Origin of the sequence: Lysinibacillus piscis (genome assembly GCF_026012395.1) — a bacterium.
In the GTDB taxonomy this organism is placed as follows: domain Bacteria; phylum Bacillota; class Bacilli; order Bacillales_A; family Planococcaceae; genus Lysinibacillus; species Lysinibacillus piscis.
The window spans coordinates 32,739-51,631 of the sequence record NZ_BRZA01000010.1 but is presented as its reverse complement, the minus strand read 5'-3'; the positions used below and the strand labels follow the sequence as shown (position 1 = coordinate 51,631).

General features: G+C 36.5%; 21 protein-coding genes. 8 read left to right on the top strand and 13 right to left on the bottom strand.

What is annotated here, in order from left to right; genetic code table 11:
- The first annotated feature begins 206 nt into the window (after window positions 1–206).
- From OPF91_RS18370 to OPF91_RS18360, 3 genes are read left to right on the top strand one after another with little or no spacing between them, the layout of a single operon-like run.
- The gene (locus tag OPF91_RS18370; protein ID WP_264990389.1) at window positions 207–482 is read left to right on the top strand and encodes an RNA polymerase sigma factor; all 276 of its coding nucleotides are present in this window, start codon (window positions 207–209) and stop codon (window positions 480–482) included.
- Window positions 413–703 (top strand): sigma-70 family RNA polymerase sigma factor, encoded by a 291-nt coding sequence (locus OPF91_RS18365; protein ID WP_264990388.1) that lies wholly within the window; start codon window positions 413–415, stop codon window positions 701–703. Before OPF91_RS18370 ends, OPF91_RS18365 begins: the two co-directional genes overlap by 70 nt.
- Complete coding sequence (locus OPF91_RS18360; RefSeq protein ID WP_264990387.1) at window positions 693–1,736, top strand: hypothetical protein; 1,044 nt, start codon at window positions 693–695, stop codon at window positions 1,734–1,736. The genes OPF91_RS18365 and OPF91_RS18360 overlap by 11 nt, the downstream gene beginning before the upstream one ends.
- A 44-nt stretch (window positions 1,737–1,780) precedes the next feature.
- Here OPF91_RS18360 and OPF91_RS18355 read toward each other — a convergent pair whose 3' ends face one another.
- Genes OPF91_RS18355 through OPF91_RS18340 form a run of 4 tightly spaced genes read right to left on the bottom strand, consistent with a single transcriptional unit; the run spans window position 1,781 to window position 4,214 of the window.
- On the bottom strand, window positions 1,781–2,701 hold the full coding sequence (locus OPF91_RS18355) for a VOC family protein (protein WP_264990386.1): 921 nt from the start codon (window positions 2,699–2,701) through the stop codon (window positions 1,781–1,783).
- Between the two features lie 20 nt (window positions 2,702–2,721).
- On the bottom strand, window positions 2,722–3,072 hold the full coding sequence (locus tag OPF91_RS18350) for a DUF6176 family protein (RefSeq protein WP_264990385.1): 351 nt from the start codon (window positions 3,070–3,072) through the stop codon (window positions 2,722–2,724).
- Between the two features lie 27 nt (window positions 3,073–3,099).
- Window positions 3,100–3,441: a GIY-YIG nuclease family protein gene (locus tag OPF91_RS18345; protein WP_264990384.1), complete on the bottom strand. Its 342-nt coding sequence runs from the start codon at window positions 3,439–3,441 to the stop codon at window positions 3,100–3,102.
- Between the two features lie 17 nt (window positions 3,442–3,458).
- Window positions 3,459–4,214 carry a DUF2087 domain-containing protein gene (locus OPF91_RS18340; RefSeq protein ID WP_264990383.1) on the bottom strand — a complete coding sequence of 252 codons (756 nt, stop codon included), beginning with the start codon at window positions 4,212–4,214 and terminating at the stop codon, window positions 3,459–3,461.
- A gap of 142 nt (window positions 4,215–4,356) precedes the next feature.
- Here OPF91_RS18340 and OPF91_RS18335 point away from each other — a divergent pair, with 142 nt between their 5' ends.
- On the top strand, window positions 4,357–4,842 hold the full coding sequence (locus OPF91_RS18335) for a tetratricopeptide repeat protein (RefSeq protein ID WP_264990382.1): 486 nt from the start codon (window positions 4,357–4,359) through the stop codon (window positions 4,840–4,842).
- A 62-nt stretch (window positions 4,843–4,904) separates the two neighbouring features.
- On the opposite strand, the gene OPF91_RS18330 is transcribed toward OPF91_RS18335, so the two are convergent.
- Complete coding sequence (locus OPF91_RS18330; RefSeq protein WP_264990381.1) at window positions 4,905–5,480, bottom strand: histidine phosphatase family protein; 576 nt, start codon at window positions 5,478–5,480, stop codon at window positions 4,905–4,907.
- A 259-nt stretch (window positions 5,481–5,739) separates the two neighbouring features.
- Here OPF91_RS18330 and OPF91_RS18325 point away from each other — a divergent pair, with 259 nt between their 5' ends.
- The 3 genes from OPF91_RS18325 to OPF91_RS18315 all read left to right on the top strand — a co-directional run bounded on the left by OPF91_RS18325 (window position 5,740) and on the right by OPF91_RS18315 (window position 8,940).
- On the top strand, window positions 5,740–6,570 hold the full coding sequence (locus OPF91_RS18325; RefSeq protein WP_264990380.1) for a PRD domain-containing protein: 831 nt from the start codon (window positions 5,740–5,742) through the stop codon (window positions 6,568–6,570).
- Between the two features lie 167 nt (window positions 6,571–6,737).
- The gene (locus tag OPF91_RS18320) at window positions 6,738–8,153 is read left to right on the top strand and encodes a PTS transporter subunit EIIC (RefSeq protein WP_264990379.1); all 1,416 of its coding nucleotides are present in this window, start codon (window positions 6,738–6,740) and stop codon (window positions 8,151–8,153) included.
- A gap of 37 nt (window positions 8,154–8,190) precedes the next feature.
- A complete protein-coding gene (locus tag OPF91_RS18315; RefSeq protein ID WP_264990378.1) occupies window positions 8,191–8,940 on the top strand; it encodes a ChbG/HpnK family deacetylase in 750 nt (249 codons plus the stop codon).
- 65 nt (window positions 8,941–9,005) lie between these two features.
- On the opposite strand, the gene OPF91_RS18310 is transcribed toward OPF91_RS18315, so the two are convergent.
- Together OPF91_RS18310 and OPF91_RS18305 are read right to left on the bottom strand one after the other, a co-directional pair.
- Window positions 9,006–9,989 (bottom strand): Gfo/Idh/MocA family protein, encoded by a 984-nt coding sequence (locus OPF91_RS18310; protein ID WP_264990377.1) that lies wholly within the window; start codon window positions 9,987–9,989, stop codon window positions 9,006–9,008.
- 294 nt (window positions 9,990–10,283) lie between these two features.
- Window positions 10,284–11,144: a GIY-YIG nuclease family protein gene (locus tag OPF91_RS18305; protein ID WP_264990376.1), complete on the bottom strand. Its 861-nt coding sequence runs from the start codon at window positions 11,142–11,144 to the stop codon at window positions 10,284–10,286.
- A gap of 111 nt (window positions 11,145–11,255) precedes the next feature.
- On the opposite strand from OPF91_RS18305, the gene OPF91_RS18300 reads away from it, so the two are divergent.
- The gene (locus tag OPF91_RS18300; RefSeq protein WP_264990375.1) at window positions 11,256–11,996 is read left to right on the top strand and encodes a class I SAM-dependent methyltransferase; all 741 of its coding nucleotides are present in this window, start codon (window positions 11,256–11,258) and stop codon (window positions 11,994–11,996) included.
- 44 nt (window positions 11,997–12,040) lie between these two features.
- Here the strand turns inward: OPF91_RS18300 and OPF91_RS18295 are convergent, their stop codons facing one another.
- The 6 genes from OPF91_RS18295 to OPF91_RS18275 form a co-directional block, all read right to left on the bottom strand.
- On the bottom strand, window positions 12,041–13,006 hold the full coding sequence (locus tag OPF91_RS18295; RefSeq protein WP_264990374.1) for a tRNA dihydrouridine synthase: 966 nt from the start codon (window positions 13,004–13,006) through the stop codon (window positions 12,041–12,043).
- Window positions 13,007–13,352: 346 nt separating this feature from the next.
- Window positions 13,353–14,207 carry a malate synthase gene (locus OPF91_RS18290; RefSeq protein WP_264990373.1) on the bottom strand — a complete coding sequence of 285 codons (855 nt, stop codon included), beginning with the start codon at window positions 14,205–14,207 and terminating at the stop codon, window positions 13,353–13,355.
- 570 nt (window positions 14,208–14,777) lie between these two features.
- Window positions 14,778–16,145: a 23S rRNA (uracil(1939)-C(5))-methyltransferase RlmD gene (gene rlmD / locus OPF91_RS18285; protein ID WP_264990372.1), complete on the bottom strand. Its 1,368-nt coding sequence runs from the start codon at window positions 16,143–16,145 to the stop codon at window positions 14,778–14,780.
- Window positions 16,146–16,331: 186 nt separating this feature from the next.
- Window positions 16,332–16,445 carry a cytochrome bd oxidase small subunit CydS family protein gene (gene cydS / locus OPF91_RS19165; protein ID WP_373877071.1) on the bottom strand — a complete coding sequence of 38 codons (114 nt, stop codon included), beginning with the start codon at window positions 16,443–16,445 and terminating at the stop codon, window positions 16,332–16,334.
- A 12-nt stretch (window positions 16,446–16,457) separates the two neighbouring features.
- Window positions 16,458–17,483: a cytochrome d ubiquinol oxidase subunit II gene (locus tag OPF91_RS18280; protein ID WP_264990371.1), complete on the bottom strand. Its 1,026-nt coding sequence runs from the start codon at window positions 17,481–17,483 to the stop codon at window positions 16,458–16,460.
- On the bottom strand, window positions 17,480–18,826 hold the full coding sequence (locus OPF91_RS18275; RefSeq protein ID WP_264990370.1) for a cytochrome ubiquinol oxidase subunit I: 1,347 nt from the start codon (window positions 18,824–18,826) through the stop codon (window positions 17,480–17,482). Before OPF91_RS18275 ends, OPF91_RS18280 begins: the two co-directional genes overlap by 4 nt.
- Between the last annotated feature and the right edge of the window lie 67 nt (window positions 18,827–18,893).

Here is an 18,893-nt window from a genome sequence, read left to right as displayed (position 1 = left end):
CATTCGCTCAAACCTGATATTAACTTAAGCTCATTGTAATATGGACCACCGAAAAAGGCAAGTTACTTCCTAAAAAGTTAACAAAATCAATATACGCCAGCGTAATTACGTTTGGTTTTTTCAAGTTCGCTCAAAAAAACCATGATAAAAGCATTTTGAATCGCGCATTATTGTAGATTCGTTATAGTAAATGAAGGGAGGTGTTCATGCTGAGTTTTCACCAAATTGTAGATGAGCATAGTGAGCATTTATTACGTATAGCGTACTACTATACTAAAAATTTACACGCAGCAGAAGATATTGTACAAGATGTTTTTATCAAATTTTCGCAGAGCAATTATATAGAGCAAGGACTACTACACGCTTATTTAACGAAAATGACTGTCAATCGTAGTAAAGACTATTTAAAAAGTTGGTCCTATCGAAAATACAGCTTCAAGAACAATTACCTTTTATTCCTTTTTTACAAAAGGATCGCCTAACACAAAAAGAATTGCGTTCAACTATTGGAGAGGCCGTGCTCGCATTGCCTCTTAAATATCGTGAAATCATTATCCTTTATTATTATGAAGAATTACATACAGTAGAAATCGCTACATTATTACAGCAACCTGAAAGCACAATCCGAACACGGTTGCGTAGAGCTCGTGACAAACTACGTCCTGTATTATCAAGTGAATGGGAGGATTTATATGAAGAATGAAATCAAAAAAGGCTTGCTTGATATAACACCAAATTTACAACAAAGTAAAACATATATTCAAAAAGCTGTGCTATCCCCCCAAAAAAATAAAAAACAGCTATGGCCACAAGCTATATTCATCTGTTTTCTGCTATTATCTATTATTTTTTTAGTTACTGAATGGCAGACATCTTATACTGTAGAAGGTTTTTCAGAAGAAACATTAAAAATGTATAGTCTATTACAAGATGGAGATGCCACTAAAGAATACCAGCAAGATTTATTACTTGTAAAATACGGTCAGCAAAAAGGAATTATATTCCAAAAACAATCTATAAACAAATTAATCACAACCTATGAAGCACAGTTACCCTCTACTTTTGATAAAGTACTAAATAAGGAAGGTATCACAAAAGCAGCTTATAGAGAACAATTTTTAACATTACAAGCACAAGTTCAGCTTATCTATGATACATTATTACCTCAATATGAGAAAATTTATCCACAATTTCATCATGAAATTTATGGTCAGCTACTACTACTTGATGCCATGGAGGAATTAAAAGCAGAAAGTATGCCATTTGGGACTGTGACAACAATACCCGCTATTGTTTTATACGAAAATAACAATACACGAATTTTAGCGTTACTTGAAAAAAAGCGCTTATTAGAGGAACAAGTCATCATAATGCCAAAGCGAGATACACTATCACTAAAAACAGGAACAGAGGTACTATTACAAAATAGCTTTTTGACAGATGTACAGACAAAGACTAGATGGAAGCAATTTGTCGTTAGTCAGGATATAACAGTGGCAACGGCAAATAAAACAATTATATTACCAGCCATGCAAAAGCAAGTAGATGCTTTTTTTCAGCAAACGACTTGGGAGAGCCTTTCCCAAACTGCCAAGCCTGATATGCAACTACAAACATTACATGGTGACTATTCAGTTTGGTATGGAAAAGATATTATTCTTGGCTTAGACCATAAACAATTTACCATTACGAAAGAAATGCTAACAGAATGGGGAGAAAATTTCATACAAAATTAAAAATGTAAGCAACAAATATCTGGCTATTTGTTGCTTACATTTATCTATTCTTCCCCTAAATATGCTTTCTGTAACTCAGCAATATCAAACTTTTTCATTTGTAGTACAGCTTTATTTACACGGGCTATTTGTTCTGCTGTGCTATTACTCATCATCTCGTCCATTGCTCTCGGTACAATTTGCCACGATACATTGAATGGGTCCTTCAGCCAGCCACATTGCTCGGCTTCAGGTACAGCAGATAATTTATGCCAATAATAGTCAATGTCCTCCTGTGTATCGCAATACACCATAAATGATACAGCTTCATTAAAGTTAAATTGATGATTATGGGCACTATCCATTGCCGTAAACCATTGATGTTCTAGCATAAAATCGGAGAACATCACCGTGCCTTCTTTGTCTGGTTCCATTCCTTGAGGATAATGTAAAACAAGCCCTTGTCTCGCGTTGTGGAATATAGATAAATAAAAATTCATCGCCTTTTCAGCATTGCCATATTGCTCATTCACAAATAACAAGGCTGGTAAAATCGGCGGACGTTCCTCACCTTCAGGATTCGTTAAAATTAACTGCCATGACAGTCCATATTTATCTTGAATCCAGCCATATTTTTTGCTAAAAGGATATTGGTCTAGTGGCATTAAAGCCGTGCCACCCTCTGATAGCTTGTGCCAAACTGCCTCTAGTTTATCGCTCGCATCTGCATCTCTTGACGGATCAAAATTAACGGTAAAGGATATCGACGGATTAAATGTAAAATAGGGCCCTGCACTAATCGCCATAAACGGTTGACCCCATAGCTCAAAAGACACAAGATGTGCATCGCCTGATGGTGTATCATGAAGTGTTGTATTGCTTGTAATACGTGAATTTGGAAAAACGGAAGTATAAAATGCTGCTGCTTCATGTGCCTCTTTGTTGAACCATAAATGTGGCACAATGTTTGGTTTTGTATTTGTCATTCTTAAACCTCCTACTATTTTTAATTTTCATGCATAGCTTGCCTTACTTGATTAGGAATCATCACTACCTCTGTCTTGAGATCCACTGGTTTAAAGGTTTTATCTATACATTCGTCCCAATAAACTAAATGCTTTTTATCAACCCAATGCTCAGATTGTTCTACTGCCAACCCACCCTCTCCACGAATCGAATACCAATAAAGAAATTCTTCACCATTTACATGCTCTCTGAAAATCGTTTCAACATACATCTTTTCACCTTTCAAAGTGACAAGAACGTCCTCCATATTAGCATTCAAAAAATGTAACCATTCATCCACTTGCTTAGACTTACCTTTTTTAACCTTAAATCTTGTTAATTCGATATTCATAAAATTTTTCCTGCCTATCATCTCTTATTAATTATACCCACGCTCACCGTAAGGCTGTAACTTATCAAGCCATTGCTGTTCTAGCTTTTCAAGCGCACGTTTTTCATCAAAATAGCCTTCCTCTTTTTTCTTTACATATTCAACGACTTCCACGACAAAAGCATCCTTGCCGAATGTATTATAGTCTGCTTGTAACGCTTTATTCATATGTGTACCTGTTTTTAACATAAACTGAAATCCGTTCAATCGTTTTAAGTTATTGAAGCTACCAACAAACACTTTACCGTTTTGTTGATTGGTTATCGTGAAAACGCCTGCTTCAATTTTTATTTCCTTATACATTTCCTTTAATTCTTTTTTATGATCCATTCGAATACCCTACTTTCTTATTTTTTTACCCAATACGCACTACCATCATCATGACGGTCAATAAAGCCATATTCGATTAAGCTACGACGTATTTGCACATAATCCTCATAAATCGGCTGAATAATAGCATTTAATTCTTTTTCTGTGTAATGCTTCTCGATATCTAATAAATTCGTAATCGCACGTAAAATAACAATTTGTTGCTTTGCTCGCTTTGGAAAACGTACTAGCTTACTACCTACACCATTCGAAAAACATTTTTGTAGTATTTGCTGCTCCTCAGTAGACGTCACATTATAACGCTCATCCACCATCGTCGCTGTTTTGTGAATCGGCACAAAGCTCTCCTCCTTTTGACTAGATTCCTTTAACAATTCCATCATTGCTAGAAACACCTTTGCCTGACGCTCCTTCTCCTTTAGCGTAAAACGATGGTGACGAATCGTTGCCACACTGCCAATAGCTAGCTCTTCCTTTATCATTTGGTCACTTTTTCCTTCATAGAAAAGGCGTAAAATCTGACCTTGATGCTCTGTTAAGCCTGTCATTTTTTTATTGAGTCCATTTAAATAATGAAAAACAGATTGATGGGCATCAGCAATATGTTTTTGCATAAATTTTTCTGCCTCATAAAGTAGTTCCTCATATGGATAAATAATGCCCTTTTCAACCTTTTCCCCACAAAGCACACAAGTAAAGTATTGTTCTTCCTCTACATAACCTTTTTTAATCGATTCTAATGAAGCCTGCCAAAACAATTCATTTGTATCCATCCCAAAACCTCTTTCTCAAACAAAAATAAATATCGTTTATATTTTTATAAACAATTTATCAAATTGTTTATAAAAAATCAACACCTTTTATGTAACTTAAATATTATATACTAATGAAGTAATCAATTAATGAGGTGACAGAATGGATACAAATTTACAACAAATTTTAGCGTTGCGAAAAGCAGGAAAGTTAGAAGAAGCAAGTGCATGTATGCGTACGTTATTGCAAACAGATATCCATAATGCACTTTACCAATACCAAATGGCTTGGTGCTACGATAATTTAGGGTTAGAGACGGAAGCCGTTCCACACTACGAACAAGCAATTGCACTTGGCTTGACTGGTGAAGATCTACAAGGTGCTTATGCAGGATTAGGAAGCACTTATCGAGCATTAGGACAATACGAATTAGCAGAAAAAACATTGCAAGCGGCCATAAAGCAATTTCCAAATGCTCATTATTTCAAGGTATTTTATGCCATGACACTTTATAATTTACAGCAGCATGACAAGGCAATGGAGTATTTATTGACGACGCTTGCTGAAACAACGAATGATGAAGGGATTTTACAATATCAAAAAGCTATTTTATTTTATAGTGATAAGCTCAATCAAACATGGGATTAGTTATTTTTATCAAAATAAAGATGGTATGAACATACATTCACACCATCTTTATCATGTTTCGCTTAAATTGCACTAAAATCGTGGTTAATAATTTCAACTAATTTGAATTGGTCATTCAAAAATTCAAATTTCAAAATACAACAGTTATTGATTCTCCCTTGATGGTCAACATCACTTGTATGGCTCCAATTTCTCATAAACTGTCTACAAGCAGCGCCATGTGACACAGCAAGTATTGTATGACTCGTGTCATTTTTCATAATATCCAGCAATGTTTGAGCTATACGTTCTCTAAAGTCCATTTCCTTTTCTCCGCCATAAGGAACAAAAAAATCGCCATATGGTAAAGGCGGGTTTAAATATTCAGGCTCTCCTTCAAAGCGACCAAAATTCCACTCCTTCAGCCCTTTCACTCGCTGGTAAGGCAAATTTGTTATTTGTTCCAACGTATCTGAGGCTCTTTCTGAAGTGGAGCTATAAGCGCTGTCAAACAGAATATGATGTTGCTCAAAATACGCTTTGGCCATTTGTGCTTGTTTTATTCCTCTTTCTGTCAATGGCGAATCACACCAGCCCTGTACTTTATGTAATTGATTAAATAGTGTTTCACCATGTCGCATTAAATATAATGTTTGCATTGTCATTCCTCCTCATCTTCACTTTCATCGTACTCCTTAGAGCTCACTTTAAGGCAAGTTTATCATGAAAAAGCAAGCATTATTTCAAAAATTTCAAAATAATTAAAAAAATATTGCTAAGCAAAAATTTTTGTGATAGCATCAAGGAAACATTGACATACTTAACAGGATTGTTACTCTTTGAGGCATTACCTACCTATCTTTATTTGGTGTGCTTTAAAGAGTTTTTGTATTTAATAATCTATATAGGAGTTAAACTATGAAGGTCATTAAAAAAATCAATAACAATGTGGCAATATGTATGGATAGCAACAATAAAGAATTAATAGCATTTGGAAAGGGGATTGGTTTTCCTCCAATGCCCTATGAACTTTCTGATTTAAGTTCCATTTCTATGACATTCTATCGAATTGACAATAGGTTCTATCATCTAATTGAAGAAATTCCAGAAAATATTTTTGAGGTAACAGCGCTTATTGCTGATAAAGCTAGGAAAACATTAACCTCACCTCTTAATCCGAATCTTTTAATTAGCTTAGCAGACCATATCAATTTTGCTACTATCCGTTTAAAAAAATATAAAAAAATGCAAATGGTTTTTTCATATGATGTGGAGCAGTTATATCCAAAAGAAACTGAATTGGGAAGATATGCTGTTGACTTAATTCAAAAAAGGTTATTTGTGAAATTTCCAGAAAGTGAAATCACTAATATTGCAATGCATTTTGTGAATGCAAAGGAAGAAGAAGAGCCTGAAACAGAAGGCCCAGATACAGAAGCATTAATTTGGGAGGTTGCTGATAAAATAGAAGACTTTTTCTCTTTGACGATAGATAGAACGAGCTTCAACTACAATCGTTTTGCCATGCATATGCGATATTACTTAAAAAGAATCAAAGACGAAGCACAATTTATGAATGATAACACAGCTATCTTAACAGCAATGAAAGAAAACAATGAAAAAATTTATGACTGTGCATTTATGATTGGCAACTATATTGATGAAAAATTAGCGTCTACAACGACAGAAGACGAAATTTTGTATTTGATGATGCATATTAATCGAATTATAAAAAATACAATTATTTGAATAATAGGGATTGTCACTCGTGATGGAGGCATTACCCAAAGCTAGTATGTGAAAACACATATTAGCTTTGGGTTTTTTATTTATTAAAGACAAAGATACACGTGAAGAAAATAATTTTTTTCTTCACTTTATATAATAATTACTTATGGGAGATGGAGGAAAAACAAATGGCCAAAACAGAACGATTTCAAAAAATTGCCGAAGATGTGCTACAAGCAATTGGAGGCAAAGACAATGTTAGTCACGTTACACATTGTATGACAAGACTACGTTTTAACCTCAAAGATGAGAGTATACCGAATAAGGAAGAAATGCAAAACATCCCTGGTGTTATTGGCGTGATGAATGCTGGTGGGCAATTTCAAGTTATTATTGGGCAGACGGTAGACAAGGTGTATCAACACTTAGCTGACATCGGTGGATTTGAAAACAATATGGTTACAGATGGAGTAGCTCAAACGAAGAAGCTTACTTTAAAGGGTATCGGAAGTGGCATTCTTGATGGACTAGCAGGCTCACTTACTCCCCTTATCCCGTTGCTTCTTGCCGCATCAATGTTTAAGTTTTTAGTGGCGCTACTGGGTCCAAGTATGCTTAATGTGATGAGTGACAAAAGTGATTTATATGTGTTATTTAATTTTGTTGGGGATGCTGGATTTTACTTTTTCCCTATCGCAGTTGCTTATACAGCGGCTAGAAAATTTGGTGCAAGCCCTGTACTAGCTATTTTCTTAGGTGGTATTTTGCTCCACCCAACATTTGTAGCAATGGCAGCAGAGGGAACTAAATTTACGGTTTTTGGCATCCCAACCAGTGTGCAAAATTATGCATCTACTGTTCTTCCAAGCATTCTCTCTGTTTGGGTAATGAGCTATATTGAAAAGTTTTTCAATAAACACTTGCCGAGCACATTAAAGACCATTTTTGCACCAAGTTTAACCATTATGATTATGTTGCCGATTTCACTGACTGTGTTAGGTCCTGCAGGTGCTTTTCTTGGGAATTATATTTCTAAAGGAATTTTAGGTCTTTCTGGTGTTGGTGGCTTCTTAGCAATTGCTCTTATTGGTGCTGTTTGGCAATTTTTAGTATTGAGCGGTATGCACTTAGTAATGATTTCAATGCTTATTCTTGTGTTTACCAATAATGGACAAGAAGCATTAGTTTCTCCTGGTGCAACGGCGGCTAGTTTTGCTGTAGCTGGTATGGCCCTCGGTGCTGCACTGCGTATTCGCAATAAAGAGCAACGTAGCTTAAGCTTCGGGTACGTCATTGCAAATCTAGTAGGTGGTGTTACTGAACCTGGTATGTATGGTGTTGGTATTCGCTACAAACGACCATTACTCGGTATGATTGCTGGTGGATTTGCTGGTGGGCTTTATGCAGGACTAACAGGAGTTACTGCCTATGCGTTAATTCCTGTTGCCAACTTCCTGAATATATTAAGTTATGTTGGTGGCACTACCGCAAATCTTGTTAACGCAATTATTTCCGTCCTTATTTCAATTGTTGTGGCAGCAGCTGTAACTTATTTCTTTGGATTTAAGAAAGATGATCCACTTATCCAGAAAGTACAATCATAAAAATCTATGGAATTAGCAGAAGAATAGGAGATGGAACATGAAAAAGTTATTAGTAAGAGCAGATGATCTTGGATATTCAGAAGGTGTTAATTATGGAATTGCTAAAAGTGTCAAAGATGGCATTATTGGCAGTGTAGGCGTTATGACGAATATGCCTGCAGTTGCTCATGGATTGAAACTGTTGGAAGGTACTGCTGTTTGCTTTGGACAACATACGAATATTTGTATTGGTAAACCTTTAACAGACCCAGCTTTAATTCCTAGTATTACAAATGAGAACGGAGAATTTAAATCATCGAAAGAATATCGACAGGCTAAAGAAGATTTTGTCGTCTTGGATGAAGTTATACTTGAAATTGAAGCGCAATATAAACGATTTGTAGAGCTTACTGGGGAACAACCACACTATTTTGAAGGACATGCCATTGTAAGTGCAAATTTCTTTAAAGGTTTAGAAATCGTAGCTGACAAATATGGATTGAAATACTCTCCATTCCCATTAGATGGCCCATCAGTGAAAATTCGTGATAAACATGTTGTGATGTCAATGGATGCTACAGAACCAGACTATGAGCCATTTGCATCATTAAAGAAACTAATGGAAAATGCCGATGACACTGGCTATTATATGTTTATTTGCCATCCAGGCTATTTAGATAGTTATATTTTAAAAAATTCTTCACTTACGCTGCCAAGACCAATGGAAGTTGAGATGGCCTGTGATCCAAATACGAGAAAATGGATTGAAGACTCTGACATAGAACTGATTACGTATGATGATTTGTAATATTGTTATTTATCAGACGTAATTCACCAACAATCGCCCACTTAGCTGGAAGTGGGCGACTTTTTTTAATTATCACTTGGATAGACAACACCAATTTGCTTACGTACCTCATCCATAATCTCCATGACAGTCAATGAATTTTCATAGGAGTTAATGGCTGACTCTCGCTTACCTGCTTGAATTAATTTAATAAATTCCTTGATTTCATAGTACATCGAATTACTTCTTTGTGGCTGTGTAATATTTTCGACAGCACCATCTCGGTAATAAATCTCCACATGCTCTGGCGTATTAATTTTATCTATTTTAATATTGCCATTTTCCCCTTGTATTTCAGATGGCAATGCAGAGTTTGTAATTTTAGAATACATAATAACAGCTTCCATATCTTCATACTTCAGCACAATACTACCTTCACCATCGACACCTGTCTCCAGCAATAGTCCCGTTGCTTTAATATCCAATGGCTTGCCAAATAGCGCAACAAGTGGGTAAATACAGTAAATGCCAATATCCATTAGAGCGCCATTAGACAGTGCTGGCTTAAAGGCATTTAATACAACCCCCTCTTTATACGCGTCATAGCGTGAGGAATATTGACAATAGCTTGCCACATATCTGCGTATTTGCCCAATTTTATGTACATTTTGTTGGATGCTCTTAAAGTTCGGCACAAATGTGGATTTCATCGCTTCCATTAATAGTACATTGTTTGCCTTCGCTGCTTGAACCATTGCCTGTACCTCTGTGGTATTGGAGGCAATTGGTTTTTCACATAGTACATGCTTACCATTTTGCATAAATAACATTGCCTGCTCTGCATGACAAGCATTTGGACTAGCGATATACACTGCGTCAATGTCTGTGCTTTTCGCCATACTTTCTAAATCCGTAAAGGTAACTGTCACACCATATTTTTCTGCAAATTCTGTTGCTCGCTCATTCGTTCTGGAATAAATAGCCGCTAGTTGAAAATCCTCTATTTGACTTGCTGCCTCTAAAAATGCCTCAGTAATTTTATTTGTACCAATAATGCCGAATCGAATCATTCAAATATCCCTCTCTTTCACTTTTTTCTGAAATAGCTCATCATACGCCGCTCCACCTATTTGTAAAGCATTAAAATTTCACTCTTGTCCCCCGCTTTATTAAAAAAGATAAGTAAAAACACAAGAAATGAGCTACCAATCATCGTCCTTAGATAAATGATTTCATAACTAGATAATACAATATAGCTCGCTACTATGCTATCAGAGCCAAACAATAATAATGCACTTATATATTTTAGAAATAATCAATAAGCCTATCCATTACATTAACATGTAGTAGATAGGCTCTCACACCTAATTATCATTTAATCCATTCGCTAATCTCGTTCCTAACTTCTCCTTATATAAATTTTCTAATTCAATTACATCCTTCTGCGTACTATTTTTAGGGATGATTTGTAGAATAGAGAATTGAAATTCGTGATAACGCTCTGGATACTGTTTTAAATATTCAATGATTTTCTTATTATTTCCATGTTTTGTTTTTACATATGTTTCCCATCTTTGAAATAAGCTATCTGCCCCATATGCAGAGCCTACATATTGCCTGCCTTCCGCTAAATCTGTAATCAAATACACAGCGTGAACTGCTTTTAAAGCATCATGCCAATTCTCATAGGTGACTTGACTTTCAATAATCTGCTCCAATTGACCATACATAAGCATTACTCGCTCATAGCCTTTAAATTCAATCGTTGGAACACTTTTTATGGCAATAATGGGCTTGTCATTCAGTGCACTTTGACTCCAATTTACCGTTCCTTTTCCCCAATCAATATACAATCGATTTATTAAATCATGATAGTAACTTGTTTGCTCCAGCTCATGATATATGTTAGTTGGATGCTCCAACAATATTTTTGGCATTTTACTTGGAAAAAGCTGCTCCTCTATCTTTTGTGAACAGTGTGTCGGCTTATAACAACCTACTAATTTAGCTGTTGTTCCTTGATCTCCTACAAAATTTAAAACGAGGTCCACATTGTGATAAAAATCGGGTACCTGCATTTTTGTATACTCCAAAATACAATCCACATCATACGCCATTTTAAATCGTTTATGATTCATTGAGTGACGTAATAATCTCACACGTCTTAAATCAAAATTCCCCTTTTTCAATATATCTGACAGTGTTAGTGAATAGTTAGCTATCATGTTGAAATCCTCCTTTTTTAGTTTTCTTTATTTCATAGACTACCACTCTTGTATATAGTATATTCTTTTAAAATAAGATTCCCAAAATTCAATATATAGGGGTGTTTTGTGATGGAAAATAAACTATTTTCACATGTAGCAACAGCATATGCAAAAGCACGACCGACATACTCGGAGGAATATATTCATCAAGTGCCACAAAATTTAACTATTGCTGAATTTGGGGCTGGTACTGGAAAATTGACAAAACAGCTTTTGGAAACATGTCACCCTAAACATTATGTTGCCATTGAACCGAATCAAGAAATGGTTGTCCACCTCAAACAATTACAGAAAAATCACCGTTTAACCATATTACAAGAATCCGCAGAACACAACTCTGTGAAAGCTAGTAGTATAGATTTAATTGTAGTTGCACAAGCCTTCCATTGGTTTGACCCTAAAATGTTCTTAGAAGAATGCCGAAGAATTTTAGTGCCTAATGGAAAAGTACATCTAATTTGGAACAAACGAAAAAATACAACTATTAATAAGACTTGTGAAGATTTATTTACAAAATATTGTCCTGATTTCAAAGGTTTTGGGGGAGGGATTTGGCGTAATATGACCTCATTAGATTATTTTTTCAAAGACACGGGTTATACAACAAATGTATATGACCATCCGTTACTATACGATAAAGAAGCTTTTATCACACGAAACCTTTCTGGTAGCTATATCCCCACTGAAAATACAGATACGTATATGTTGATTAAAGAAGAGCTTGAAGATATCTATATAGAGTTCTTAAAAAATAATACAATCACCTTAGATAACGAGGTCGTTGTCTATCAAAATATCAAAAACTTCTAAATGACAATAAATCCACCCATTGTGAGAAAGGGTGGATTTATCATCTATTCATATACAGCTGACCATTGATCAAGCAATGCTCGTACTTCATCAGTTGATTTCGTGTGCATTAATTGATTTCTCAATTCACCAGCTCCACGGAATCCTTTGACATAAATTTTGAAAAAGCGATGAAGCCCTGTGATAGGACGTGGCAATACTTCCGCATATTGGTCTTGCAAGTCGAGCTGCAACCTTAAAAGATCAAGGTACTCTTTACTGCTATGCTCTTTTGGCTCTTTTTCAAAAGCAAAAGGATTTTTAAAAATTCCCCGCCCAATCATGACACCATCAATCCCATATTGTTCCGCAAGTTGCAGTCCTGTTTGACGATCTGGAATATCGCCATTAATCGTTAGGAGTGTATTTGGTGCAATACGGTCACGCAATTTTTTAATTTCAGGAATTAGCTCCCAATGTGCATCTACCAGACTCATTTCTTTTCTTGTCCGTAAATGAATAGAAAGGTTGGCAATATCCTGCTCTAAAATATGTGTTAACCATTCCTCCCACTCATCTAGCTCCTTAAAGCCAAGTCGTGTTTTTACGCTAACAGGTAATCCTCCTGCTTTTGCTGCTTGAATAAGCTCGGCCGCAACATCTGGACGCAAAATAAGTCCACTGCCTTTCCCTCTCGATGCCACATTCGGCACAGGGCAGCCCATATTAATATCAATGCCTTTAAACCCTAACTCTGCCATACCAATACTCATTTGACGGAAATAATCGGGATTATCCCCCCAAATATGTGCCACCATTGGCTGCTCATCCTCTGTAAACGTCAAACGACCACGCACACTTTTCATGCCCTCTGGATGACAATAACTATCCGAGTTTGTAAACTCTGTGAAAAATACATCTGGTCTTCCCGCTGCACTTACGACGTGACGAAAAACAACATCCGTTACATCCTCCATTGGTGCCAGTACAAAAAATGGTCGTGGTAAATCACGCCAAAAATTATTGCTCATTGTCAATTCAAATCCTCTCGCTCTGGATATCTTTGATTACACTTATATCATGCTTTATTGAGTATTATCAAATATAAATCTATTTGGACGTTGGTCACTTAAGATACATACAAAATAAATGATTGAAACTTATTTTACATGAAAAGTTGATGAAATAGCATAAACTTCATCCAAAGTCACAATGTTTTTACTGGCTTCATTATAAAGCAGACAGTTTAGAAGTGCATGATACCACTTCTAAACTGTCTGCTTTTATGTTTTAATAACTATTTCAAAATGTAGTTAGCCAAACAACATGATTGGAGGATGGACAAAACATGTTAGTCCCCATTCTTTGAGCTACTATCTAAATACGTGTTAATACACCATTAGGCTTTGGTAGCTCTTGAGCTGTTATTTGATTCATTTTACAAAAATGTTTAAAAAATTGCTGTGCTAGCTCTCGTTCTTTTGGTTCGCTTTTCAATGAAATAATATCAAGCAAAATTTGAGCCATCCATAAATTATCAAAATAGCGGTATTTACCTGTATTCCATGCTATTTTTGAAGGGGATTTTATATTTGTATAATATTTCCACAAAAATAACTGATCTGACTCTTGTTCTGTCAGTTTGAGTCTGTATTTGGAGTGAGCAGGAATATTTCCATCCTCACAAAGCTTACCAACAAAATTTTCATTTACCATATAGACGCCCAAAATACGTCTGTCTTTTTCAGGCATGCTGGAATCTATTGCGGTTAACAGAACAGCGCTATTTTGATGTAAACGGACTGGCTTGTTTGGCTTACCTTTGTTATTGCCACTTTTTATGGCGCCCGAAAAAACTTGCCACTCTGAAAAAGAACTATGTTGCTCCTCTATATCACACCAAAAAACCATTTGTGACTCTGGATGAAGTTTATGATGTTTCATCAATTTTTCATGTTCCAAGCGAAGTTTCTGGTTTTCTCGTTGGAGCCTTAGTTCCTCTTCCTTCTTCCATTCATCCTCTTTTCGTTCAATCGCCTTTTTTTGTATCATTTCCTCAAGTGAATTAGCATCATTTTTATCATGTAGTTTTAGATGCTTTTCAAATGCATCTGGGAAAACAAACATTTTATTTTCCGTTGCGAAATGTATTTCAACACTCGAATCATTATGTTTCACTACATTCCCAGTGCCAAAAAGTTTGTGTGTAACTTTCTTATTGATTAGGTTCATTATGCTAGCCCTCCTTGTAAAGGTTTGAATTTTTTGTATTGAAATAAAAAAAACGTATCCAAATTCTATCTGTAAAAATGGCAGCGGAATTTGAAATACGTTTTAAAAAAATAATTCTAAGACTATTATAACATTTTTAAATACTTTTACAATTTATTATTGACAAAACATTTCAGAACGATGTAGAATTAAATTTTATTTTCTACAGTTTTCTAGTTTATCTAGGAAGTAAAGGGCTTATATCAACAATAATGTTAGTTCACTTTCTTTAGAAAATAACTTGTGTGTTAAATATTCAATTTATAGTAATAAAAATGCCTTAAAAAAGAGATTTTCTTATACTGATTCAAAATTTTCTTTTAAAATCATAGATACAAATAAAATTCAATTATGTAGAAACAGCATGAAAAAGTATATGTTACACTGTGGATATTATACAAAATATAGATTTAATTCTATTTAAATTGTTTATAAGAAAATGAAAGCAGACGATTTAGACGTACACTATCACACTCCTAAACCATCTGCTTTTTATATTTCAAAGAGTATTAAATTAACTTTTACTTCCCATTAGTCCGCTAGTTCAAGCCAAGCACAGCATTCACAATGCGTCGAATGCGGAAACATATCCACTGGCTGAATCTCCTGCGTTTGATAGCCTCCATCCTCCAACACACGCAAATCCCGTGCCAATGTCGCGGGATTGCAGGATACATACACCACTCGCTTCGGTCGCTGCTCCAAAATGGTCTTTAACAATGCCTCATCACAGCCTTTACGTGGTGGGTCGACAACAAGCACATCCGCTTCTTTGCCCTCCTGATACCAACGTGGAATAACCTCCTCTGCTGGACCTGCCTCAAAATACGTATTCGTAAAGCCATTCAGCTCCGCATTGCGCTTGGCATCCTCAATCGCTTGTGGCACAATTTCTACACCCATCACATACTTTGCCTTTTGTGCTAAAAATAAAGAAATTGTTCCGATACCACAATAGGCATCAATTACTCGCTCATCACCCTGTAAATTAGCATAATCCAATGCCTGCTTATAAAGCACCTCTGTTTGTTCAGGGTTTACTTGATAAAACGAGCGTGCTGAAATTTCAAAGCGTACATCACCAATCGTATCAATAATGACGTCCTTGCCCCAAAGATGGATGGTTTCATCGCCGAAAATGACATTTGTTTTGTCACCATTAACGTTTTGCATAATGGATGTCACATGTGGTACAAGCTGTTGAATCGTTGCAATAGCTGCATCCTTTTGCGGGAATTTACGCTTTTTCGTGACGAGCACCACCATGACTTCGCCTGTTGCACGTGCCTTGCGAATCACCACATGACGTAGCATACCCTCATGTGTATGCTCGTTATAAGGACGAATGCCAATTGTAGCTAACTCTTTTTTCAAGCCTGCTAAAATGGCATCTGCTTCTCCTGTTTGAATTAAACAACGCTCCATATCGACAATATTGTGCGATTTTGTTTTATAAAACCCAGCAATGGCTTGTCCTGCTTCGTTCGTTGCAAACGGAATTTGGGCTTTATTGCGATAATGCCATGGCTCTTGCATGCCCTTCACTGGTAAAACAGGTGCATCAATTTTCCCTAGACGCTGCATCACATTACGCACCATATTTTCCTTCCATTTCAACTGTCCCTCATACGATAAATGCTGTAGCTGACAGCCGCCACATTGCTTGAAATAATCACATGGTGCATCTACTCGGTCTGGTGATGGTTGAATGATTTCGATAACCTTCCCAAAGCCATAGTTTTTTAATGTTTTCAATACGTGAATGTCGGCTGTTTCATTTGGCAGTGCGCCTTGGATAAATAATGGATAACCATCTACTTTAGCAACACCATTGCCATCATGTGTTAAATCTTCTATATAAACTGTAAGTCGATCATTTTTCTTCACAGGTACTGACATTGTTATTCCCCCATTTCAATCACTTTATCCCGTATTAACAGGCTGTAAAATTCCTATATTAAAATAAGAATTAACAGCCTGTAAAAGCCCGATTGGTGAAACTACCAAACCTTGGAGGATGAAGAGCTCCCACGGCTTGAAGATTCACTTTATTGTAGCATGTGTGACGTAAATGAAAAAGAGCCGCTACTTGCGACTCTTATCCTCTATATGATGATCTTTTGGCACCCACCAAAAGGCTAGCACCAGCCCTAAAATAACGACTAAAAATGGTGCATAGAACATTAAAAACTTTGCCATGTCATATCCTCCCTATGCGTGATGGTCCTCTTTACCCGTCACATAATTTTTATTAAATAAAAACAGCTTTAGTAATAGATATAATGATGGCAATAGCAAGCATAAGCCTAAAATAAAGACAACAACTAAGGCAATTGCCATTTGTGGACTTGTAAAGCTATCGTAAATTGTTAAATATGGATATAGTAAATACGGATATTGTGCAATACCATACGCGAAAAATGCCACGGCGAATTGAGCAATTAATAATCCTACCGCAAGCCCGTAATTTTTGCGCATCCATAATAGTGCGACCGTAATAACAAAGAGCACCGCCGAAATGGCAAACATCCACCATAAATCGACCATATGTCCATAGCTTTCAGGATTGATGGATTTCATTTCGTACATAATGCCAAGCGCACTAATCATCAAAGGTATTGCCCATATTAGTGCATATTTACGCATAAGCTTTGTTGCTTCCATATCATTTGCTTTATGGGCATACCATGTTAAAAATACGGCTGAAATATAAAGCACCGCCGCAATACTTAACACAACAATGCTCCAAGCAAAGGCACTTGTGTACAATGTCCAATAGTTCAATGTCGGCTGTCCATTGAGCATATCAACATAGCCACCACCTGCAATAGCAAAAACTACTGATAACGATGCAGGAATAAGTAAGCCCGATACGCCATATGTGAGAGAGTAGCCAATATGTCCACGTGAACCATATGATTCAAAGGCATAGTAGGAGCCTCGAATCGCTAATAAGACCAGTGAAATACTGACTGGTATCAATAAAATCGTACCGTAGTAAAAGGCTGTTTGTGGAAAGAACCCCACAATGCCAACAAAGAAAAATACTAAAAACACATTCGTCACTTCCCAAACTGGTGACAAGTAACGTTTAATAATATTCGTTAAAATATGATTTTTACCAATTAATAAACTGTAGGCATTAAAGAAGCCTGCACCAAAGTCAATGGATGCAACAATGACATAGCCAAATAGGAAAATCCATAAAACTGAAATACCTAAAATCTCTAATGTCATAGGATGTCACCGCCCTTTTCTGCATGACGATCTTCAATCTCTCTTTCGATTGGATTCTTTTTAAACATACGAACTAACACCACAATACTACCGATACCTAATACAATATAGACACCTGCAAACAGCATCAGCATTAAATCGACATGGTCGCTCGTTGTGGCCCCTTCTGGTGTGCGCATTAAGCCATATAAAATCCATGGCTGTCGTCCAACCTCTGCCAACCACCAGCCTGCTTCAATAGCAATAATCGATAATGGTCCACCTGCCACAATAATCCACTTAAACCAGCGTGCATGAATAAACGACCAGCTACGCATTTTACCTACAACATATAGCAATGAAACGACGACCATAAACATCCCAATCATCACCATAATATCAAAAAGATAATGGATATACAGTGGTGGTCGATCCTCCTCCGCAAATTGGTCTAAGCCAATGACCTCTGCATTTGGATTGTTATGTGCTAAAATACTCAAGGCATAAGGAACTTTAATAGCATATTTTATTTCTTCTCCGTCCAATACACCAAATAAAACAAGTGATGCTTTGCTCTCTGTTTCAAAATGCCATTCGGCTGCAGCTAATTTCTCTGGCTGATATTCTGCCAAATATTTGCCTGAAAAGTCCCCAATAATGGCTGCGGCAATGGCAAAGATTAAGCCTATTTTCATGAGCATAAATAACGCTTTTTTATGATAAATATGCTTAGAGCCTTTTAACATACGATAACCTGCAATCGCTGCTAAAACAAATGCAGATGTCATATAGGCTGTGACAAGCACATGCGCTACCTTTGTTGGCATCGCAGGGTTCAGCATGGCTAACAATGGCTGAATATTTACGAGCTGCCCATCCACAACATCGAAGCCTTGTGGTGCATTCATAAAGGCATTAACAATCGTGATAAACACGGCTGACATGGATGCCCCAATCGCTACTGGAATCAGTAGCATCATATGCTTTTTTTGACTATCAAAGCGATCCCATGTGTACAAATAAATACCTAGGAAAATGGCTTCAAAGAAAAACGCAAAAGTTTCCATGAAAAGTGGTAAAGCAATAGTTTGACCAGCGAGCTGCATAAAATTCGGCCATAGTAAAGATAGTTGCAAGCCTATCGCAGTTCCCGTCACAACGCCCACTGCCACTGTAATGACAAAGCCTCTAGCCCAGCGTCTTGCCATTAAAATATAGTGCTCATCATTGTTTTTGTATCCTGTCCATTGTGCCAACATAATCATCAATGGGATGCCGACACCAATCGTTGCATAAATAATATGGAACGATAATGTGAGCTCTGTTAACGCACGACTCCAAAAAACCGCTGATTCATTAATCATTTCTTTGCCCCCTAACTACCAAATATTCTTCCAAGTATGGATAGTAACATAATGATGGCAACGCCAA

What these genes read in the sequence shown, in the direction of transcription:
- OPF91_RS18370 (WP_264990389.1), top strand. Translation starts at nt 207, where the DNA reads ATGCTGAGTTTTCACCAAATTGTAGATGAGCATAGTGAGCATTTATTA.
- OPF91_RS18360 (WP_264990387.1), top strand. Translation starts at nt 693, where the DNA reads ATGAAGAATGAAATCAAAAAAGGCTTGCTTGATATAACACCAAATTTA.
- OPF91_RS18355 (WP_264990386.1), bottom strand. Translation starts at nt 2,701, where the DNA reads ATGACAAATACAAAACCAAACATTGTGCCACATTTATGGTTCAACAAA.
- OPF91_RS18350 (WP_264990385.1), bottom strand. Translation starts at nt 3,072, where the DNA reads ATGAATATCGAATTAACAAGATTTAAGGTTAAAAAAGGTAAGTCTAAG.
- OPF91_RS18345 (WP_264990384.1), bottom strand. Translation starts at nt 3,441, where the DNA reads ATGGATCATAAAAAAGAATTAAAGGAAATGTATAAGGAAATAAAAATT.
- OPF91_RS18340 (WP_264990383.1), bottom strand. Translation starts at nt 4,214, where the DNA reads ATGGATACAAATGAATTGTTTTGGCAGGCTTCATTAGAATCGATTAAA.
- OPF91_RS18335 (WP_264990382.1), top strand. Translation starts at nt 4,357, where the DNA reads ATGGATACAAATTTACAACAAATTTTAGCGTTGCGAAAAGCAGGAAAG.
- OPF91_RS18330 (WP_264990381.1), bottom strand. Translation starts at nt 5,480, where the DNA reads ATGCAAACATTATATTTAATGCGACATGGTGAAACACTATTTAATCAA.
- OPF91_RS18325 (WP_264990380.1), top strand. Translation starts at nt 5,740, where the DNA reads ATGAAGGTCATTAAAAAAATCAATAACAATGTGGCAATATGTATGGAT.
- OPF91_RS18320 (WP_264990379.1), top strand. Translation starts at nt 6,738, where the DNA reads ATGGCCAAAACAGAACGATTTCAAAAAATTGCCGAAGATGTGCTACAA.
- OPF91_RS18315 (WP_264990378.1), top strand. Translation starts at nt 8,191, where the DNA reads ATGAAAAAGTTATTAGTAAGAGCAGATGATCTTGGATATTCAGAAGGT.
- OPF91_RS18310 (WP_264990377.1), bottom strand. Translation starts at nt 9,989, where the DNA reads ATGATTCGATTCGGCATTATTGGTACAAATAAAATTACTGAGGCATTT.
- OPF91_RS18305 (WP_264990376.1), bottom strand. Translation starts at nt 11,144, where the DNA reads ATGATAGCTAACTATTCACTAACACTGTCAGATATATTGAAAAAGGGG.
- OPF91_RS18300 (WP_264990375.1), top strand. Translation starts at nt 11,256, where the DNA reads ATGGAAAATAAACTATTTTCACATGTAGCAACAGCATATGCAAAAGCA.
- OPF91_RS18295 (WP_264990374.1), bottom strand. Translation starts at nt 13,006, where the DNA reads ATGAGCAATAATTTTTGGCGTGATTTACCACGACCATTTTTTGTACTG.
- OPF91_RS18290 (WP_264990373.1), bottom strand. Translation starts at nt 14,207, where the DNA reads ATGAACCTAATCAATAAGAAAGTTACACACAAACTTTTTGGCACTGGG.
- rlmD (WP_264990372.1), bottom strand. Translation starts at nt 16,145, where the DNA reads ATGTCAGTACCTGTGAAGAAAAATGATCGACTTACAGTTTATATAGAA.
- cydS (WP_373877071.1), bottom strand. Translation starts at nt 16,445, where the DNA reads ATGGCAAAGTTTTTAATGTTCTATGCACCATTTTTAGTCGTTATTTTA.
- OPF91_RS18280 (WP_264990371.1), bottom strand. Translation starts at nt 17,483, where the DNA reads ATGACATTAGAGATTTTAGGTATTTCAGTTTTATGGATTTTCCTATTT.
- OPF91_RS18275 (WP_264990370.1), bottom strand. Translation starts at nt 18,826, where the DNA reads ATGATTAATGAATCAGCGGTTTTTTGGAGTCGTGCGTTAACAGAGCTC.